Below are 16,722 nucleotides of genomic sequence, written 5' to 3' on the forward strand. Positions count from 1 at the left end.
AGTCTGCAACTCACCTCACCGTGCTTTGTAGTGTGCCTTTCCCTCAAGGCTATTGTACCCAAAGGATGGTTACTGCACATCCCGGTTTTCATTCCTATTTGTGTCGCCCGCAGTAGGCGGAGAAATGGAGGTTTACATGTCTGAGAAAATAATTCAAGGAGAAAAAAGGGTCTTTATGACCGGTAACGAGGTGGTCGCCTGGGCGGCTATAGCGGCCAAGGCCGATATTATGTACGGCTATCCGATCACCCCCCAGAATGAAATCATGCACTACTGGACCAGGCTGGCCCCAAAATATAATAAGACCTTTCTTCAAACTGAAGACGAGCTTTCAGCAGGGTTTACCACCGTAGGCGGGGTGATGGCAGGGCGCAAAGCTTTTACGGCTACAGCCGGGCCCGGTAATACGCTGATGCAGGAACCCATGTCGATGGCGGAGATGATGCGCTTGCCGACCGTGGTGGTAATCCAGCAGAGGGGCGGTCCATCCACGGCGACGGTGATTTATTCCCAGCAGGAGGTAACTCTGACCACCCTGGGCGGGAACGGTGAGGGGATGCGGATTGTATATTCCACAGCCAACCACCAGGAGCTGTATGATTACACCATCAAAGCATTTAACACGGCCTGGAAATACCGCTTTCCGACTTTTGTGCTTGGTGATGGATACCAGGCGAAAATGCGTGAACCCCTGACCATGTATAAGCCGGAAGAGCGAGGCGTGCAAATTATCGAGCCGCAGGCCTATGTCGGGCTGGCGGGTGTACCGGGGCGGGACCGGCCCCCGGCGCATCACCGCAATACCTACAACCTGGAAGAAGAGCTTTACGAGAAGGTATCCCACGATATGGCTGAATTTGAAAGAATAGCGCCCGAGGTTGCTGAATTCCAGGCTGAAAATACGGATGACGCGGAACTTGTGGTGGTCGGCCACGGGGTGGTTTTCCGGGCGGTACGGGAGGCCGTAAACAACCTGAGAGAGCAGGGACACAAGGTGGGTTATTTTCGGCCGGTGACCCTGCGTCCCCTGCCGGTGCAACAAATCAAGGAGCTTTCAGCCGGTGTCAGTAAAATTCTGGTGGTTGAGTCAGCTTACGGGCAGTTGGCCAGGCTCTTTAAAGAGGTTGCCTACGGCGGCACAGCTGAGATTACTCACCTTTTCCGGCCGGGGATCGGTATTACCGCTACTGAAGTTGAAGTCAGGGTTAAAGGACTGCTGGAGACCGGCCTGCGCAAACCCAGGTTGCGGAAGGCCTCAGTTGGCTAGTTCCACAGCCTCTGAGGCGGCCCGGCAGAGGATGAAAACAAAAAGTTCAAAACATACTAATATGACACCTTAAGGAGAGTCTTGCATGGCGCCACAACCAAAAATGCCCCGCAGTTGGCGGGCGGAGACCAAGCCCCATAAGTTTTGCCCGGGATGCGGACACGGTATTATTTTAAAATTTCTCGGAGAGGCTATTGATGAACTGGAGATCCACGACAAAGTGGTCTTCGGCTGTGATATTGGCTGTTCACTTTTATCCTGGGATTTCTTCAACCTGGATTCGGTCCAGACCCACCACGGGCGGACCATCCCGGTTATGACCGGTATCAAACGGGCCAGGCCGGAATTGATCTGCATCGCATACATGGGTGACGGCGGCGGTTATTCCATCGGCGCTCAGCATATGGTCGCAGCGGCGGCCCGGAATGAAAAAATTACGGCAATCCTGGCCAATAACACCCAATATGCCATGACCGGGGGGCAGATGGCTCCCACCACCTTGCCGGGGCAGAAAACCGAAACCTCGCCTTACGGGCGGGATCCCGAAGTGACCGGTTATCCCCTGCAGGGGCCGGAGATGGTATCCGCCATTACACCGGACGGAGCTTACGTGGCCAGGAGCAGCATCGGCAACCTACGGCAGCTAAAGGCAGCGTTAAAGAAAGCGCTGGAGAACCAAATCAACGGCAACGGGTTTTCCTTCGTTGAGGCTCTTTCCTCCTGTCCTACCAACTGGCGTACCAATGCCAAGGATACCTGGAGTTTTATCGAAAACGAGATGTCCAAGCAGTTTAAAGTGGGAGAAATCAAGGCGCCGGGCGCCGTGCAGGGGGAGGTGGGCTAATGACCGGGACAACCAAATTGGTACTTGCAGGCGAGGGGGGCCAGGGGGTCCAGTCGGTTGCAGAAATCATCGCGGAAGCTGCCAATGCGGAAGGTAAACAAGCTCTCTATATCCCAAACTTCGGAGTGGAGCAGCGGGGCGGTGTATCGGTGGCCTTTGTCCAGATTAGCGACAAGCAGATTGGTTCACCCAAGTTTCAAACCGGGGATATCGTAGTGGCTTTAAGCGACCGGGCGGTACACCGTACCCGGCAATATGTAGGTCCTAAGACCGTTTTTGTTTATGAAAGCAGTACCCAGGTCAAAGACGAAGACCTGCCGGCCAATGCCGCCAGGGTGCTGCCCATTCCGGCTATAGAAGTCGCCAAGCAGGAGCTGAACCCCCGTGTTTTTAACATTTTGATCATGGGCGCCGTAGTAGGAGCAACCGGGGTGATTTCACTGGAACGGATTAAAGAGGCTGTTGAAAGAAAACTTGGTTACAAGTTTGAAAAACAGCCTGAGTTGAGGGAGTTAAATTTCAGAGCCCTGGAACGGGGCATGGAATTGGTTCGATCTGATCAAAATAATCGGGCCGTCAGCAATGCTTAAGGAGGACCATAAAAATGACACTGCAATTCCAACCAAAAACACAGGAATTAACAAAAGGAAATTTTACACTTTTCCCGGGCCTTTGCAAGGGTTGCGGGCTATGCATTGAAAAATGCCCAAAAAAGTGTCTGAACTGGTCCGATGTGTTAGGAGTTTATGGGACGCCGACTATTGAGTCGAGTGATGCGTGTATCGCCTGTGGTATATGCCAGGAGGTATGCCCGGATTGCGCTATAAGTATTGAGAAAAGGAAAAAACCGCCTTTCACCCATTAGCCGTGGCGTTCATATTTAATATGAAAAGGTGATTTAAGCGGTGGTGAAATAAAGTGGCAGTCGCATCTCCCACATGTATATTATGCCGGCGTCCCCAGTTGACTGCATTCGAAGGACTCATGGTTAAGGGTCGCTATATCTGCAACGAGTGTGAGCGTAGAATCATTGTCCTTGACAGGGGCGATCCGGACTATGACTACTACAAGTGGGGATTGAAAAAAATCTGGTGCTGGCCAACCAATGTCTGAGCTTGGGTCAGCGCCTGTTTTTTTTGGGCCAGGCGGATGCGCCTGTGCGCCAATTCCAGGTCTTGCTTGATCATATATAAGGTGGTGGGCCTGATACCGGTCTTTACAGCAATATCCTGATCTGTAAAGCCCCTTTTCCAGGCCCTGATCAGTTTCTTAACGTCGGTGCCGTATTTTTTGGACAGAGTCTTTTCATCTACCTTCCAGGACTGTTCTTCTGCCACCCGGTATCACTCCTTTACATATAGTAATGTTTTTCTTATTGTGACCATGCGCTCTGTTATCTATAAGGTTAAACTAATGGCAAAATTGCAGGATGGCGTTGGTAATAATGTGACTTCTATGATATAATTAAAGATTAGTAAAACTTGTATTTAATTTTTTTTTGTTTTTATTTATTTTGTTCCGGAGGCAGTTTTTTGTCTGAAAGGCAAGGACAGGCTCCTCTTTTTGAGGCGCTCTGCAGGCATAATGAAAAAAATACGTGCAATCTCCATATACCTGGACACAGGCAGGGCCGATGCATTCCGGAAGGTCTCATGTCCCTGGACAATAAAGCCCTTTTTTCCCTTGATTTGACCGAGCTGTCTGGTTTGGATGACCTGCACAGCCCGAGCGGGCCCATCCGCCTGGCCCAGGAACTGGCTGCCGGCCTTTACGGAGCAGACCGCAGTTTCTTCCTGGTTAACGGTACAAGCGCCGGCATTCATGCCCTGCTTGTGGCAACTGTGGGTGAGAAACAGGTAGTTGTACCGAGAAATGCCCATCGCTCGGTCCTGGGCGGTCTGGTTCTGGCCGGCGCCGACCCGGTTTACGTCACACCGGAGCTTATGCCTGAATTCGGTCTGGATTGCGGCGTCGCACCCGCCGCCATACGGGCGGCGTTGGAAAATAACCCGGCAGCCGCCGCCGTCCTGGCGGTAAGTCCCAACTATTACGGAGTCACCGGAGATTTGCAGGGTTATGCTGAAGCTGCTCACAGGGCGGACAAGCCGCTCCTGGTAGATGAAGCGCATGGCGCCCACCTGCGCTTTCACCCGGCCTTGCCGGAGGATGCCATGGCTTGCGGCGCGGACGCTGCCGTCCAGAGTACCCACAAGCTGGGCGGTTCACTAACCCAAAGTTCAGTCCTGCACCTGCAAGGACAACGAATTGAGCAGCAGGGTGTCGCGGCAGCTCTGCGCCTGCTGCAAACCACCAGCCCGTCCTACCTGCTCATGGCTTCCCTTGATTTGGCCCGCCGGCAGCTGGCGCTGCGGGGGAAAGGACTGCTGGACCAGGCTCTGGAACTGGCCTATGGCCTGCGCCAGCGCTTGTCAATTATCGATGGTTTGAGTGTTTTGTCCCCGGAGCGCCTGCCCGAAGGCTCAAGCCTGGATCCGACCAGGCTGGTGATTTCAGTGCGCAGGCTGGGGTTGTCCGGCTACCAGGTGCAGCAGATGCTGGCGGAACGCTACCGTGTTTACGTTGAAATGGCTGATTCCGCCCATGTGGTGGCTATTGTCTCAATTGGCGCCGTCCGGGCCGACTGTGAAGGACTGGCCCGCGCCATGGAGGACATCTCCTTCAGGGAGCGCAAGACAGAACCCATCCCGTTCATTGCCCCGCCGGACAGTTTTATTGTGTTGATGAAACCACGCGAGGCCTGGTTTGCAAAATTCCGTCAGGTGCCTCTTGATGAAGCCAGGGGAAGGATCTCAGCAGAGACAATCGCTGTGTACCCGCCCGGCATTCCGGCTGTAAACCCGGGTGAGGAAATCACCGTGGATGTTATCAACTACCTGACGGCAGTCAGAAAAATGGGACTGCCCTGCCACGGCCCGGCCGATCCAACGCTAAAAACAATCAGTGTTGTGGTAGAATAGCTACAAGAGCCTGTACGACAAGCGCTTAAATTGAGCGACTTAATAGCTTAATTAGCGTTTCGCTGCTCCAAAAATTATTTCGGCTTCTGCTATATTGCTCGGATGTAGGTGCGAATTCATTCGCACAAAAGCTACATTAGATGCCCAAGTACGGCGCTAACGCCCCGTTGTGCGATTGAAATCGCACCTACACTACACCAGTCAGGTAATACTATATGATTGCATATTTTCACTGTTGTGATTAACAATCAGTTTTTGTTTACTGTAGGAATACAGAATACATCCACGTATCACGACATGCGACTAAGAGGAATGCAGTATACACCTTACGACCTACGCCTTACGACCTACGACCAAATTTTGAGGTGCTTTAGCATGAAGGGAAAGTTTTTAGTTTTTGAAGGTATCGACGGCTCCGGCAAGACCACCCAGCTAAAGCTTTTGGGTGATAAACTGTCCGCCCGGGGTTGCCCGGTGCTGTACACCAGGGAACCGGGGGGGACAAGAATTGGGGAGACTGTCCGTGAGTTGCTGCTCAACCCGCAACATAGCGAACTGGTCCCCGTCGCCGAAGCCCTCCTTTATGCCGCCGCCCGGGCGCAGCACGTGGCGCAGGTGATTTTGCCCGCCTTGCAGGAAGGAAAAATAGTGCTGTGTGACCGCTTTCTCGACTCCAGTCTGGCCTACCAGGGGTTTGGCAGGGGTTTAGACGTCGGGCAGTTAGAAAAGCTGAACGAGACGGCAACGGCCGGACTGAAGCCCGACCTGGTACTGCTCTTGGATTTTCTTTGTGATACCGGTATGGAGAGGATTACGGGGTCAGGCCGGGGTGCGGACCGTATAGAACAGGAGGACCGTGTTTTTCACCGTAAAGTCCGGGCCGGTTACCTGACGCTGGCCGGGCGCGACCCCGACCGTTACCGTGTCATTGACGCCAACCGTACCATAGAGCAGGTCCATCACGATATCATTGGGGTTGTGGAGGAAATTTTGGGATGAGGTTTCTGCGGGAGATAGCCGGCCATCAACAGATAGTCCAAACTCTGATGAACGCTGTTTCCAGCGGCCATGTTGTCCATGCCTATCTCTTTGCCGGCCCCGCGGGGGTGGGTAAGAAAACAACGGCCCGGGCTTTTGCGCGGGCGCTGCTCTGTTCTCAACCGGCGGCCGGGGACGCCTGCGGGGTCTGCCGTACCTGCCGGCAGGCGGCGAACCATAACCATCCCGACCTTTATACGTTACAGCCCTCAGGAGCGTCCATCAAGATTGAACAGGTGCGCGGCATGCTGCGCCGGATCCCCTACAGAGCCTACCAGGGCGGACGTAAGGTGTTTTTGATTGATCAGGCCGAGCTAATGACCGCGGATGCCTCCAATTGCCTGCTGAAGACGCTGGAGGAGCCGCCCGGCGGTACAGTCATGATCCTGGTTTCCGACCAGCCGCAGTCCCTGCTTCCGACCATTTTGTCCCGCTGCCAACTGTGCTCATTCAAAAGCATACCCCTGCCGGAGCTGACCGGAGGGCTGGTTGCCCTGCATGGTCTGGACCCGGTTAAAGCGGGTCTGACCGCTGCGATGGCCGGCGGCAGCATGGGTAAAGCGCTGGCTTACGCGGCCGGGACATTCCAGGCGGAGCAAAGCCTCGCGATCCGTCTGGCGCATGACCTGGACGGAGCCGCTCCCCACGAGGCGCTGGCGATGGCGGGACAAATCGCAGAGCAAAAAGAGAAAGTAAGCGCTATCCTGGAGATCCTAAAATGCTGGTACCGCGACCTGCTGGTCCTTAAATTAACTGGAGAAACAGGGCTTTTATATCATTTAGACCATATTGATATCATGGAAAAGGAGGCGGGAAGCTTTGAAACCGGGCGTCTCTTGGAGATACTAGAAGAGATAGAAACTACCAGAAAAAAAATTGAGGCCAACGCCAATACCCGGTTGGCCCTGGATATACTATTTTTGCATCTGGCAGGAAGGGCTCCGGGTTTAACAACCGGAGTAGAGGAGGGAATCGTTTAGTGGAATTAATCGTGGTCGGTATTCGCTTTAAAAAGGCCGGTAAGATATACTATTTTGACCCCGGTGACCTCCCGCTGACCATGGGAGAAGGGGTAATTGTGGAAACTGCCAGAGGTGTCGAGTACGGGGACGTGGTGGCGGGCCCTTTGCAAGTTAATGAGGATGAAGTGGTGGCTCCGCTCAAAAAGGTAATCCGTAAAGCTACCGTTGAGGATTACCAGCAACTTGCCGCTAACAAAGAAAAAGAATGCAGGGCTTTCCAGGTGGGTCTGGAGAAGATTGCATTCCATAAGCTGCCTATGAAACTGGTGGGGGTTGAGCAGACCTTTGACGGTAACAAAATCATTTTTTATTTTACCGCGGAAGGGCGTATTGACTTTCGTGAACTGGTAAAGGACCTGGCTGCGGTGTTCCGGACCAGGATTGAACTAAGGCAGATTGGGGTCCGGGACGAAGCCAAACTGGTGGGCGGGCTTGGCTGTTGCGGGCGTGAGCTCTGCTGCGCCACCTGGCTTTCCGATTTTGCTTCCGTCTCCATCAGGATGGCCAAGGAGCAAAATCTTTCCCTTAATCCCACCAAAATTTCCGGCATCTGCGGCAGGCTGATGTGCTGTCTGAAATACGAAAACGAGTCTTACGAGCATGCCAGAGGAGAATTTCCTGATCCCGGCAGCTGGGTTACTACCCCTGATGGGGAGGGTAAGGTAGTCGGTATAAATATATTTAAAAAGTACGTCAGCGTGGAACTGAAGGAAAGTAAAATCATCAAAGAATATCCCTGTGAAGAAATTGTATCTAAAGATGGCCAGGCCAAAATGTGCAAAGGCCATAAGAAAGAATGCCCCCGGCAATCAAACGAGGAGACAGTTTAGTGCAGGGCCTGTTCAAACGCATTAAAGAAATGGAAGCAAAACTACATTCCCTGCTTGCTGAAATGCAGGAATTGAAACATGAAATCCGGGAAGCGGATGAGGAAAACTCCCGGCTCAGGAATGAACTGGCCGCCTTTTACCGCGCGGATCTGGTAAACGGCGCGGCAAGTGAGGCTGCAGGCAAGTCCGGCGCGGCCTTTTCGAACCTCCTTGAACTGTACGACCAGGCGTTCCATATCTGCAACCTTTATTTCGGCCGCAGGAGGTCTGGAGAGTGCCTTTTTTGTATGGCCTTTTTGCGCAAGGAAGCGGAGCCCTCAACCGGCAAAAAGGTTGAAGAGAGCAACTCTTAATTTTCTAAAAGACAGCGTGGAAATATAATTCCAGGCTGGCCTTATAATGTGGGTGCGCAGGATGTCTTTTGAGGAGCTTTTAAACCAGCCGGGGAGGTGAAACACTGTGACAGAAGGGCAAAAAGGGGTACTTTACCTGTGCGCGACGCCTATCGGCAACCTGGAGGACATTACGATGCGCGCCCTGCGAGTGTTGCGGGAGGTCGACCTGATTGCCGCGGAAGATACGCGTCACACCCGGAAACTTTTGAGCCGCTATGATATTCATACCGGGCTTACCAGCTACCACCGCCATAATATGCGCGCCAAGGGGCCGGTCCTATTGGACCTGCTGCGCTCCGGCAAAAATATTGCCCTGGTTTCCGACGCCGGTATGCCGGGAGTGTCGGACCAGGGGTCGGAACTGGTCGGGTTAGCCCTGCGGGAAGGGTGTGGGGTTACTGCGATACCAGGGCCAAGCGCCGGTATTACAGCCCTGGTGGTCTCCGGCCTTCCTACGGAAAGCTTTATTTTTATTGGATTTTTACCAAGCTCCGCCAAAGCGAGGCGCGAAAAATTAAGGGAACTTCAGCCCCAACAGGGTACTCTTATTTTCTATGAGGCGCCGCACCGCTTGCGGGCGACATTGGCTGACCTGTATGAGGTCCTCGGCGACCGGGCTGCAGCGGCAGCCAGGGAACTGACCAAGCTGCATGAAGAAATTATCCGGGGTTCGCTGGCCGAACTGGTGGAGCATTTCAGGGAAAAGGAACCGCGAGGCGAGTTTACCCTGGTTGTTGACGGCGCCGGCGCTGAAAGCCCGGCAAAAAATGAACCGGAGTGGCTTCACTTGAGTCCTGCCGCTCATGTAGCCCTGATCGAGGCAAAAGGAGCCGGCCGCAAGGATGCCCTCAGGGAAGTTGCCCGTTTGCGCGGTATTTCCAGGCGGGAGGTCTACCAGGCGGTACTTGAGAAAGAAACTTGAGTAAAAAAAATGAGAGACTTTCGTCCCTCTTATTACTGCAAATTACATTGCTTGAGCGTTTTCAATCATGGCCAGAGCACACTCACGGCATACCATTTTGCCGCGGTAGTGTTGGACATCCGAAGCGTTGCCGCAGAAGACGCAGGCCGGCTCGTACTTTTTCAAGATAATCTTCTCATTATCTACGTAGATTTCCAGAGGGTCTTTTTCGTCAATTCCCAGCGTCCGCCGCAATTCAATGGGAATGACCACTCTGCCGAGCTCGTCCACCTTTCTGACAATCCCTGTCGATTTCATGCTATCCCTCCTCTACAAAATTCGACACAATGTTTAAATTTCTTACAACTAAATGGTACCAACGATTCCAGTAAAAGTCAACACATTTATTTACTAATCAACTACTTTTTTTCCTGATTGTCGAAAACTTGACAAATCAGATTCCCTTGGATTAAAATCAGTTTGTTGGCTTTCTTAAATGCTTCAAAAAGGCTGAGAAGGGGAAGAGTAAGCTGGTATTAATACCCCACAGAGAGCGGGGTTGGGTGGAAACCCGCGGGGAAAGGACGGCTGAACATGGCCCTGGAGCTGCGCGTCTGAACTTACAGTAGGTCGCGACGGGATTAGCGCCGTTACCAGGCTTGGGTATCGGGAACGATCTTCCCCGTACCTTGAAAGGCCGCTTCGTGAGAAGCCGGTAAAAAAGGGTGGTACCGCGGGTAATATTAACACTCCGCCCCTTGGTAACAAGGAGGGAGTGTTTTTGTTTACTGAAACTTTTTCTGGTAAGAGGAGGTTGTGGCGTATTATCAAACTGTCGTAGGGCGTAGGGCGTAAGGCGTAAAAAGAAAGAAATCCTAATTATTATTTGATTGGGCTTCAGAGAATTGCGGCAAATTTTAAGCCTAAAAGGAATGCCGTATTACCTACGCCTTACGCCCTACGACCTGCGACAATTTGACCTGCGCCTTACGCCTTACGACCAAAATAAGAAAAAAATAATGTCTACTTCGATAGCTTAAACAAAGGAGGAATAAGATTATGAGCAAGGGCACGTTTTACATTACTACCCCGATTTACTACCCCAGCGACAACCTGCATATCGGGCATGCTTATACCACGGTGGCTGCAGACACCATGAGCCGGTTCAAGAAGCTCACCGGGTGGGATACGTATTTTCTTACCGGCTCGGATGAACACGGCCAGAAGATTGAGCGGGCGGCCAAATCACGTGGTGAGACCCCTCAGGAATACGTTGATAAAATCGTAGCCGGCTTTAAGAGCCTGTGGGGTAGCCTGGAAGTGAGTTACGATGATTTTATCCGCACAACTGAACCGCGTCACAAAAAGGTGGTCTCCGAATTCTTTCAGAGATTATACGACCAGGGGGATATCTACAAGGCCAGCTACGAAGGCTGGTACTGTACACCCTGTGAAGCTTTTTGGGTGGAAAGCAGGCTGGAGGAGGGCAATTGTCCCGACTGCGGACGTCCGGTGGAACTGCTCCAGGAAGAAAGTTATTTTTTTAAGATTTCCAAGTACGCCGACCGCCTGCTGCAGCACATAGAGGAGCACCCGGAGTTTATTCAGCCCACTTCACGGCGCAATGAAATGGTGAGTTTTATTAAGAGCGGTCTGGAGGACCTCTGTGTTTCAAGGACCACCTTTAACTGGGGTATTCCTGTTCCCTTTGACCCCAAGCATGTCATCTACGTCTGGGTGGACGCTTTGACCAACTATATCTCCGCGCTGGGTTACGGAACCGGCGACGATACCCTTTTTAAAAAATACTGGCCGGCCGATGTCCACCTGATGGGCAAGGACATTGTGCGTTTTCACAGCATCATCTGGCCGTGTCTCCTGATGGCCCTTGGACTCGAACTGCCCAAGCGGGTGGTGGGCCACGGCTGGCTGTTGCTCGACAGCGGTAAAATGTCCAAATCCAAAGGAAATGTGGTGGACCCGCTGGTTTTAATCGAAAAGTACGGGGTGGATGCCATCCGCTATTACCTGCTGCGCGAACTGCCCCCCGGCTCGGACGGTTCTTATAGCGAGGACGCTCTGGTAGAGCGGATCAACAAGGACCTGGCCAATGACCTGGGCAACCTGGTCAGCCGCTCCATCGCCATGATTGAAAAATATTTTCAGGGTGTGGTTGAAGCGCCCGGCGCCCCTGAAGGTCCGGATCAGGAATTGATCGACCTGGCCGAACAGACTCCGGTAAAAGTTGAAGAAGCAATGGACGCGCTGGACCTCTCCGGAGCCTTGAGCGCCTTATGGCGCCTGGTGGGACGCGCCAACAAGTACGTGGACGAGACGGCGCCCTGGGGCCTGGCCAAAGACCCGGCTCAGAGGCAGCGGCTGGCTACGGTCATGTACAACCTGGCCGAGTGCATTCGTTTTATCACCGTCATAGCGGCGCCCTACATGCCTCTACTGCCCCCGCGGGTCTGGTCCCAGTTGGGCCTGGCCGGGCGGGAGGGCGTGCAAACCTGGGATTCCCTGGCCTGGGGGAAATTCCCCGCCGGGGTAAAAGTTAAGCGGGCCCAGGCTCTTTTCCCGCGGATTGAAGTATAAAAAGGACAGGATGATTGCCATGCTTTTGTTTGATACACATGCCCACATTGCTGAAGAGGAGTACGAACTCGACCGGGAGGAGGTATTGGAACGGGCGCGCGGCGCAGGGGTGGCCTATATCAACAACGTGGGCTACAACCTGGAATCCTCCCGGCGAGCCATAACACTGGCCGAAAATAATGACATGGTATATGCTTCCGTAGGGTTTCACCCGCACAATGCGATGGAAGCCGGGCCCGGCTACCTTGAGGAATTAAAGAACATGTCCGCCCACCCCAGGGTGGTGGCGCTGGGCGAGATTGGGCTGGATTACTACCGTGATCTTTCCCCCCGGGAAATGCAGCGCAAGGTTTTCCGGGAGCAGTTAATCCTGGCTCGCGAGCTGAGCTTGCCGGTAATCATTCATGACCGGGACGCGCACGGTGATCTCATGGATATCTTGCGCGAGTTGGGACTGGGCGCCGCCGGAGGTGTCATGCATTGCTACTCCGGCAGTTGGGAGATGGCGCAGGAATGCCTGTCCATGGGCTTTTATATTTCCATTGCCGGGCCGGTAACCTACCAGAATGCGTCCAGGTTGAAAGATGTAGCCGGCCGGGTTCCCATGGACCGCCTGCTGCTGGAAACAGATGCACCCTACCTGACGCCGTCGCCGCACCGGGGCAAACGCAACGAACCCTCCTACATTGCTTTTACCGCGGCAGAGATTGCGACGCTTAAGGGAATAGATGTCGAAGAATTGGCGAAAACATGTACAGAAAATGGCAGGAGATTGTTCGGAATTGCTTGAATAAATAATAAGCCGGCGGCGCCACATAGCATGAAAATACCAGCCGATGTAGGCGCCATTTCAATCGCACACGGCGCGCCAGCGCCGAATTTGTGGCAGCCAATGTTGCCTTTGTGCGAATGAATTCGCACCTGCATCTTTGGGGTAACGCTTCGTATGCCGGACTCTTATGTTCAGGATAGAAAGATTTTTCTGTGAAGAAAGGAACGGGAGCTTATTATGCAAGAGCAAAAGAAACAAGGTTTAATCCTGGTCAACACGGGCAACGGCAAGGGAAAAACCACGGCTGCTCTTGGTATGGGCTTAAGAGCCTGGGGGCAGGGGATGAAGGTGCTGGTTCTCCAGTTCATCAAGGGTGGCTGGAAATACGGGGAACTGAAGGCGGTAGAAAAGCTTGGCCCAAATTTTGAAATAAGGCAGATGGGAGAAGGTTTCATCAAGGGAGCGGACGACCAGTCGCTTGACGGGCACCGACATGCCGCCGGGGAGGCGCTTGAGGCCGCCAGGGCTGAATTTTCAAAGGCAAATTACGACCTGATCATTCTGGATGAGATCCTGTACGCCATCCATTACGGGCTGGTAGCTCAGAGTGACGTTCTGGCCCTTTTAGACGCCAAGCCGGAAAGTTTGCACGTGGTCCTGACCGGACGCAATGCTTCTCCCGAAATTATCGCTAAGGCAGACCTGGTCACTGAGATGCGGGAAATTAAACATCCCTTTACCCGGGGGATTCCCGCCCAGAGGGGGATAGAATTTTAATGGAGAGCTGCTTGGCTGTTGACGGCAGTACTTGAAGAAAGGAACGGTTGAGATGCGCCAGGTACCTGTGGTTTTGGCATGGTTGGTCAACGCTTTTGAAAACAGCAGCGAGTATTCCGAGTATTACCTGGATCTGCAGACAGGAAAACATTACTTTTACGCGCCTATGGACTTCCCTGAACACGAAGAAAAGGTTAAGAAAATGGACAGCCAGCCGGAAAACTTTGCGAGGCTCCCGAAGCTGGATAAGGAACTGGACATAAAAATCAAACAGGATTTCATTGATACCCTTGATGCCCCCCTGGTGAAGGAAATCCTGGCCAAGGCGCTGGCTGCGGATGTGGATTTCAGAAAAGCCCTGATGGACGATGATTACGAGGAAACACGCAGAGAGTGGTATAATTACCAGAATGACAGGTATGCTGTCTTTTTAAAAGAATGGTTTAAGGCCAAAGGGATTGAGCTGGTTGAGGCCAACCATCCCGGCAGAAATGATCCATGCGGCATCAACAAACGAATATGACTTTTATAGATATGCTTTTAGGTCAGTCGTAGGTCGTAAGGCATAAGGCGTAAACAAGATTACTCTTTTCGTTGACCTTTTAAGGTTCAAATATGGAGACCTATTAGGAATGCAGTATATCCTACGCCTTACGACTTACGACCTACGCCCATTATGCGGCTGCGGCATCATATAAGTAATAACCCGGAGTACCTGCCCCGGGTTTTTCTTGTGCTCAAGCTATTAGTTCAGGCTATCTCAATGACATCGCCAAGGTAGGCGCTGCGGACTCTGGGGTTCTCCCGCAGCTCGGCGGCAGGGCCGGCCAGCATGACCCTTCCGGTTTCCAGCACATAGGCCCTGTGGGCTATTTGAAGCGCCATAAAGGCGTTTTGCTCGACCAGCAGGATAGTTGTTCCCAGTTGGTTAATCTCCGCGATTATTTTAAAAATATCCTCGACCAGGATGGGGGAAAGCCCCATGGAAGGCTCGTCCAGGATCAGAAGCTTGGGTTGGCACATCAACCCGCGTCCCATGGCCAGCATTTGCTGCTCGCCGCCCGAGAGGGTGCCGGCTAACTGCTTTTCCCGTTCTTTAAGGCGCGGGAAACGTTGGAATACATTATCGAGGCTGCCTGCAATTTCAGCGCGGTCAGTCCTGGTATAAGCGCCCATGATCAGGTTCTCGCGCACAGTCAGGTCGGGAAAGATTTTTCTTCCCTCCGGTACGTGGGCCAGGCCCATCTGGACAATCTTATGAGCGGGAACTCTGGTAATGTCGGCGCCCCCAAACTTGACGGCGCCGGACTTGGGCCGCAAGAGGCCGGAAATGGTCCTTAAGGTCGTGGATTTACCGGCGCCGTTGGCGCCGATCAGGGTCACGATTTCTCCTTCCTTGACTTCGAAGGAAATACCGTGCAGCGCCTGGATGGCTCCGTAAAAGACTTGAATATTATCTACAGACAGCATCAGGCTACCGTCACCCCCTTGCCCAGATAAGCCTCCAAAACTTTCTGGTTGTTACGGATCTCTTCGGGCAGTCCTTCGGCGATAATCTCTCCGAAGTCGAGCACTACCAGCCGGTCGCATACGTTCATAACCACGTTCATCTGGTGTTCGATTAACAGAACGGTTATTTTAAACTTATTTCTAATGAACTTTATAAGTTCTACCAGGGTTCCGACCTCGGAGGGGTTCATGCCGGCGGCCGGCTCATCCAAAAGAAGCACTTTCGGTTCTCCGGCCAGGGCACGGGCTATTTCCAGGCGGCGCTGGTCTCCGTAGGGCAGGCTGGCTGCCTTTAATTCAGCCCTCCCAGCAAGGTTCATGGTCTTCAAAAGCTCAAGTGACCGCTCGGTAATGCGCGCCTCCTCAGCAACATACCGGGGTGTGTGCAGGAAAGCGTCTACGACACCGTATTTCACCCTGGGATGAAAGACGGTGCGGACATTGTCCAGAACAGTGCACTCCTTAAAAATCCGGATATTCTGGAAGGTCCGCGAGATACCCAGTTGTGTAATTTTAAAAGGACGTATACCCAGTATGCTCTTGCCCATGAAATTGATGGAGCCGGAGGTAACCGGATAAATTCCGGTAATCAAGTTGAAAATGGTTGTTTTGCCTGCCCCGTTGGGACCGATCAACCCTACAACTTCATTGTCTCCAAGAGCCAGATCAAAGTTGGAAACCGCCCGCAAGCCGCCAAAACTTTTGCTTAAGCCTTCAATTTCCAAGACCGGCATGGGAACCCTCCTCTCCTGGTACAGTGTTTTTGAGCTTGGGTGGTTTCATAAAGAGGAGTTCTTTACCGCTGAAAAGGCCCTGCGGCCGCATCAGGATGGTGATGATCAGGATTAGAGCGTAAATAACTCCGCGGAAGTCAATGAACTGTTCGCCCAGCACGAATCGCAAGCCTTCCAGTAAAAAGGCCCAGGCCACGGCGGTGACGATGGTGCCGCTTAAGCTGCCCAGCCCACCCAGCACGACGATCAATAGAAAGTCAAAGGATTTGAGGAAGTCGAAGCTGGACGGGTGTAGAAAAGGATAGCGGTGCGCGTAAAGAGAACCGGCCAGCCCCGCCAGGGCGCAGCCCAGGACAAAGGCCATGGTTTTGTAGCGGGTAGTGTCTATGCCCATGGCGTCAGCGGCTATTTCATCCTCGCGGATGGAGGTAAAGGCCCGCCCGTACTTGGAATATATAAGGTTTCTCACCAGCAAAATGGCGGCAAGGAAAAATAGAAAAATTATTTCGAAGTTGGCTACTTTAGTTAAGCCGCTCATGCCGGTGGCCCCGCCGAGAACCGGCAGGACTTTGTTGGCATTGTCCATGCCGACCTTGACGATGATACCGAAGCCTAAAGTGGCGATACCCAGGTAGTCGGAGCGCAGCCGCAAAATAGGCAACCCGATTAACAAGGCGATCAGACCGGCAACCAGGGAACCGGCAACGAGGGCAATAAGAAACCAGAGTAAACTGCCGTGTCCCAGGGTCTTGCTGATGGCCCCCGCGGTATATGCCCCAATCCCGTAAAAAGCAGCGTGTCCGAGAGAAAACTGGCCGGTAAAACCGTAAATAATAGATAACCCCAAGGCGCCGATGGTGACAATCAGGGACTGGTCAAGGACGAGCTGCCAGTAGGGCGAAAGCACATTAAAAAGTATCAGTGTTTTAATTACAGTAGTTATGCACTTTCAGTAAATTAGTACCAAAAAACATTTTTAAAAAATGCTCAAAAAATACTCAAAAGCCCTTGACATTTTCAAAATCGCCCAATAATCGAAATGGATGGTATTTTATGCCAT

The 16,722-nt window shown here is 52.7% G+C and carries 20 protein-coding genes and 1 other annotated feature; of the genes, 15 read left to right on the plus strand and 5 right to left on the minus strand.

What is annotated here, in order from left to right; genetic code table 11:
* The first annotated feature begins 136 nt into the window (after positions 1–136).
* The 5 genes from Psfp_RS18955 (at position 137) to Psfp_RS18975 (ending at position 3,224) form a co-directional block, all read left to right on the plus strand.
* A complete protein-coding gene (locus Psfp_RS18955) occupies positions 137–1,267 on the plus strand; it encodes a ferredoxin oxidoreductase (protein WP_134220085.1) in 1,131 nt (376 codons plus the stop codon).
* A gap of 85 nt (positions 1,268–1,352) precedes the next feature.
* A complete protein-coding gene (locus tag Psfp_RS18960; RefSeq protein WP_134220086.1) occupies positions 1,353–2,111 on the plus strand; it encodes a thiamine pyrophosphate-dependent enzyme in 759 nt (252 codons plus the stop codon).
* Positions 2,111–2,701: a 2-oxoacid:acceptor oxidoreductase family protein gene (locus tag Psfp_RS18965; RefSeq protein WP_134220087.1), complete on the plus strand. Its 591-nt coding sequence runs from the start codon at positions 2,111–2,113 to the stop codon at positions 2,699–2,701. The genes Psfp_RS18960 and Psfp_RS18965 overlap by 1 nt, the downstream gene beginning before the upstream one ends.
* Positions 2,702–2,715: 14 nt before the next feature.
* Positions 2,716–2,976, plus strand: coding sequence for a 4Fe-4S dicluster domain-containing protein (locus tag Psfp_RS18970; protein ID WP_190240079.1), 261 nt, complete (start codon positions 2,716–2,718; stop codon positions 2,974–2,976).
* 119 nt (positions 2,977–3,095) lie between these two features.
* Complete coding sequence (locus Psfp_RS18975; protein WP_134220104.1) at positions 3,096–3,224, plus strand: sigma factor G inhibitor Gin; 129 nt, start codon at positions 3,096–3,098, stop codon at positions 3,222–3,224.
* Here the strand turns inward: Psfp_RS18975 and Psfp_RS18980 are convergent.
* On the minus strand, positions 3,176–3,448 hold the full coding sequence (locus tag Psfp_RS18980; protein ID WP_134220088.1) for a hypothetical protein: 273 nt from the start codon (positions 3,446–3,448) through the stop codon (positions 3,176–3,178). The genes Psfp_RS18975 and Psfp_RS18980 overlap by 49 nt on opposite strands.
* A 195-nt stretch (positions 3,449–3,643) precedes the next feature.
* Here Psfp_RS18980 and Psfp_RS18985 point away from each other — a divergent pair, with 195 nt between their 5' ends.
* The 6 genes from Psfp_RS18985 to rsmI all read left to right on the plus strand — a co-directional run bounded on the left by Psfp_RS18985 (position 3,644) and on the right by rsmI (position 9,296).
* Entirely contained in the window at positions 3,644–5,089 is a 1,446-nt protein-coding gene (locus Psfp_RS18985; protein WP_134220089.1) for an aminotransferase class I/II-fold pyridoxal phosphate-dependent enzyme, read from the plus strand.
* Positions 5,090–5,464: 375 nt separating this feature from the next.
* Positions 5,465–6,088, plus strand: a complete 624-nt coding sequence (gene tmk / locus Psfp_RS18990) for a dTMP kinase (protein ID WP_134220090.1) — start codon at positions 5,465–5,467, stop codon at positions 6,086–6,088.
* Positions 6,085–7,107 (plus strand): DNA polymerase III subunit delta', encoded by a 1,023-nt coding sequence (gene holB / locus Psfp_RS18995; RefSeq protein WP_134220091.1) that lies wholly within the window; start codon positions 6,085–6,087, stop codon positions 7,105–7,107. The genes tmk and holB overlap by 4 nt, the downstream gene beginning before the upstream one ends.
* Positions 7,107–7,979 (plus strand): stage 0 sporulation family protein, encoded by an 873-nt coding sequence (locus tag Psfp_RS19000; RefSeq protein ID WP_134220092.1) that lies wholly within the window; start codon positions 7,107–7,109, stop codon positions 7,977–7,979. Before holB ends, Psfp_RS19000 begins: the two co-directional genes overlap by 1 nt.
* Complete coding sequence (locus tag Psfp_RS19005; RefSeq protein ID WP_243120805.1) at positions 7,979–8,332, plus strand: initiation control protein YabA; 354 nt, start codon at positions 7,979–7,981, stop codon at positions 8,330–8,332. The genes Psfp_RS19000 and Psfp_RS19005 overlap by 1 nt, the downstream gene beginning before the upstream one ends.
* A gap of 106 nt (positions 8,333–8,438) precedes the next feature.
* Positions 8,439–9,296 (plus strand): 16S rRNA (cytidine(1402)-2'-O)-methyltransferase, encoded by an 858-nt coding sequence (rsmI, locus tag Psfp_RS19010; RefSeq protein ID WP_134220094.1) that lies wholly within the window; start codon positions 8,439–8,441, stop codon positions 9,294–9,296.
* Between the two features lie 42 nt (positions 9,297–9,338).
* Here rsmI and Psfp_RS19015 read toward each other — a convergent pair whose 3' ends face one another.
* A complete protein-coding gene (locus Psfp_RS19015) occupies positions 9,339–9,593 on the minus strand; it encodes an AbrB/MazE/SpoVT family DNA-binding domain-containing protein (RefSeq protein WP_134220095.1) in 255 nt (84 codons plus the stop codon).
* Between the two features lie 185 nt (positions 9,594–9,778).
* Positions 9,779–10,037, plus strand: a binding site (T-box leader).
* 297 nt (positions 10,038–10,334) lie between these two features.
* On the opposite strand from Psfp_RS19015, the gene metG reads away from it, so the two are divergent.
* The 4 genes from metG (at position 10,335) to Psfp_RS19035 (ending at position 13,942) form a co-directional block, all read left to right on the plus strand.
* Positions 10,335–11,870: a methionine--tRNA ligase gene (gene metG / locus Psfp_RS19020; protein WP_134220096.1), complete on the plus strand. Its 1,536-nt coding sequence runs from the start codon at positions 10,335–10,337 to the stop codon at positions 11,868–11,870.
* Positions 11,871–11,889: 19 nt separating this feature from the next.
* Positions 11,890–12,660 (plus strand): TatD family hydrolase, encoded by a 771-nt coding sequence (locus tag Psfp_RS19025; protein ID WP_134220097.1) that lies wholly within the window; start codon positions 11,890–11,892, stop codon positions 12,658–12,660.
* Between the two features lie 216 nt (positions 12,661–12,876).
* On the plus strand, positions 12,877–13,419 hold the full coding sequence (cobO, locus tag Psfp_RS19030; protein WP_348981163.1) for a cob(I)yrinic acid a,c-diamide adenosyltransferase: 543 nt from the start codon (positions 12,877–12,879) through the stop codon (positions 13,417–13,419).
* A gap of 31 nt (positions 13,420–13,450) precedes the next feature.
* On the plus strand, positions 13,451–13,942 hold the full coding sequence (locus Psfp_RS19035; protein ID WP_153189566.1) for a UPF0158 family protein: 492 nt from the start codon (positions 13,451–13,453) through the stop codon (positions 13,940–13,942).
* Between the two features lie 227 nt (positions 13,943–14,169).
* Here the strand turns inward: Psfp_RS19035 and Psfp_RS19040 are convergent, their stop codons facing one another.
* The 3 genes from Psfp_RS19040 to Psfp_RS19050 are packed head-to-tail and all read right to left on the minus strand — an operon-like array spanning position 14,170 to position 16,569.
* A complete protein-coding gene (locus Psfp_RS19040; RefSeq protein WP_134220100.1) occupies positions 14,170–14,889 on the minus strand; it encodes an ABC transporter ATP-binding protein in 720 nt (239 codons plus the stop codon).
* On the minus strand, positions 14,889–15,662 hold the full coding sequence (locus tag Psfp_RS19045; RefSeq protein WP_134220101.1) for an ABC transporter ATP-binding protein: 774 nt from the start codon (positions 15,660–15,662) through the stop codon (positions 14,889–14,891). The genes Psfp_RS19040 and Psfp_RS19045 overlap by 1 nt, the downstream gene beginning before the upstream one ends.
* Positions 15,643–16,569 carry a branched-chain amino acid ABC transporter permease gene (locus Psfp_RS19050; protein WP_243120806.1) on the minus strand — a complete coding sequence of 309 codons (927 nt, stop codon included), beginning with the start codon at positions 16,567–16,569 and terminating at the stop codon, positions 15,643–15,645. The genes Psfp_RS19045 and Psfp_RS19050 overlap by 20 nt, the downstream gene beginning before the upstream one ends.
* Between the last annotated feature and the right edge of the window lie 153 nt (positions 16,570–16,722).

This window comes from Pelotomaculum sp. FP (assembly GCF_004369245.1).
Lineage (GTDB): Bacteria > Bacillota > Desulfotomaculia > Desulfotomaculales > Pelotomaculaceae > Pelotomaculum_C > Pelotomaculum_C schinkii.

Bases quoted from the DNA above. Each gene is read 5' to 3' on its own strand.
- Psfp_RS18955 (WP_134220085.1), top strand. From the start codon at position 137: ATGTCTGAGAAAATAATTCAAGGAGAAAAAAGGGTCTTTATGACCGGT.
- Psfp_RS18960 (WP_134220086.1), top strand. From the start codon at position 1,353: ATGGCGCCACAACCAAAAATGCCCCGCAGTTGGCGGGCGGAGACCAAG.
- Psfp_RS18965 (WP_134220087.1), top strand. From the start codon at position 2,111: ATGACCGGGACAACCAAATTGGTACTTGCAGGCGAGGGGGGCCAGGGG.
- Psfp_RS18970 (WP_190240079.1), top strand. From the start codon at position 2,716: ATGACACTGCAATTCCAACCAAAAACACAGGAATTAACAAAAGGAAAT.
- Psfp_RS18975 (WP_134220104.1), top strand. From the start codon at position 3,096: ATGGTTAAGGGTCGCTATATCTGCAACGAGTGTGAGCGTAGAATCATT.
- tmk (WP_134220090.1), top strand. From the start codon at position 5,465: ATGAAGGGAAAGTTTTTAGTTTTTGAAGGTATCGACGGCTCCGGCAAG.
- holB (WP_134220091.1), top strand. From the start codon at position 6,085: ATGAGGTTTCTGCGGGAGATAGCCGGCCATCAACAGATAGTCCAAACT.
- Psfp_RS19015 (WP_134220095.1), bottom strand. From the start codon at position 9,593: ATGAAATCGACAGGGATTGTCAGAAAGGTGGACGAGCTCGGCAGAGTG.
- metG (WP_134220096.1), top strand. From the start codon at position 10,335: ATGAGCAAGGGCACGTTTTACATTACTACCCCGATTTACTACCCCAGC.
- Psfp_RS19025 (WP_134220097.1), top strand. From the start codon at position 11,890: ATGCTTTTGTTTGATACACATGCCCACATTGCTGAAGAGGAGTACGAA.
- Psfp_RS19040 (WP_134220100.1), bottom strand. From the start codon at position 14,889: ATGCTGTCTGTAGATAATATTCAAGTCTTTTACGGAGCCATCCAGGCG.
- Psfp_RS19045 (WP_134220101.1), bottom strand. From the start codon at position 15,662: ATGCCGGTCTTGGAAATTGAAGGCTTAAGCAAAAGTTTTGGCGGCTTG.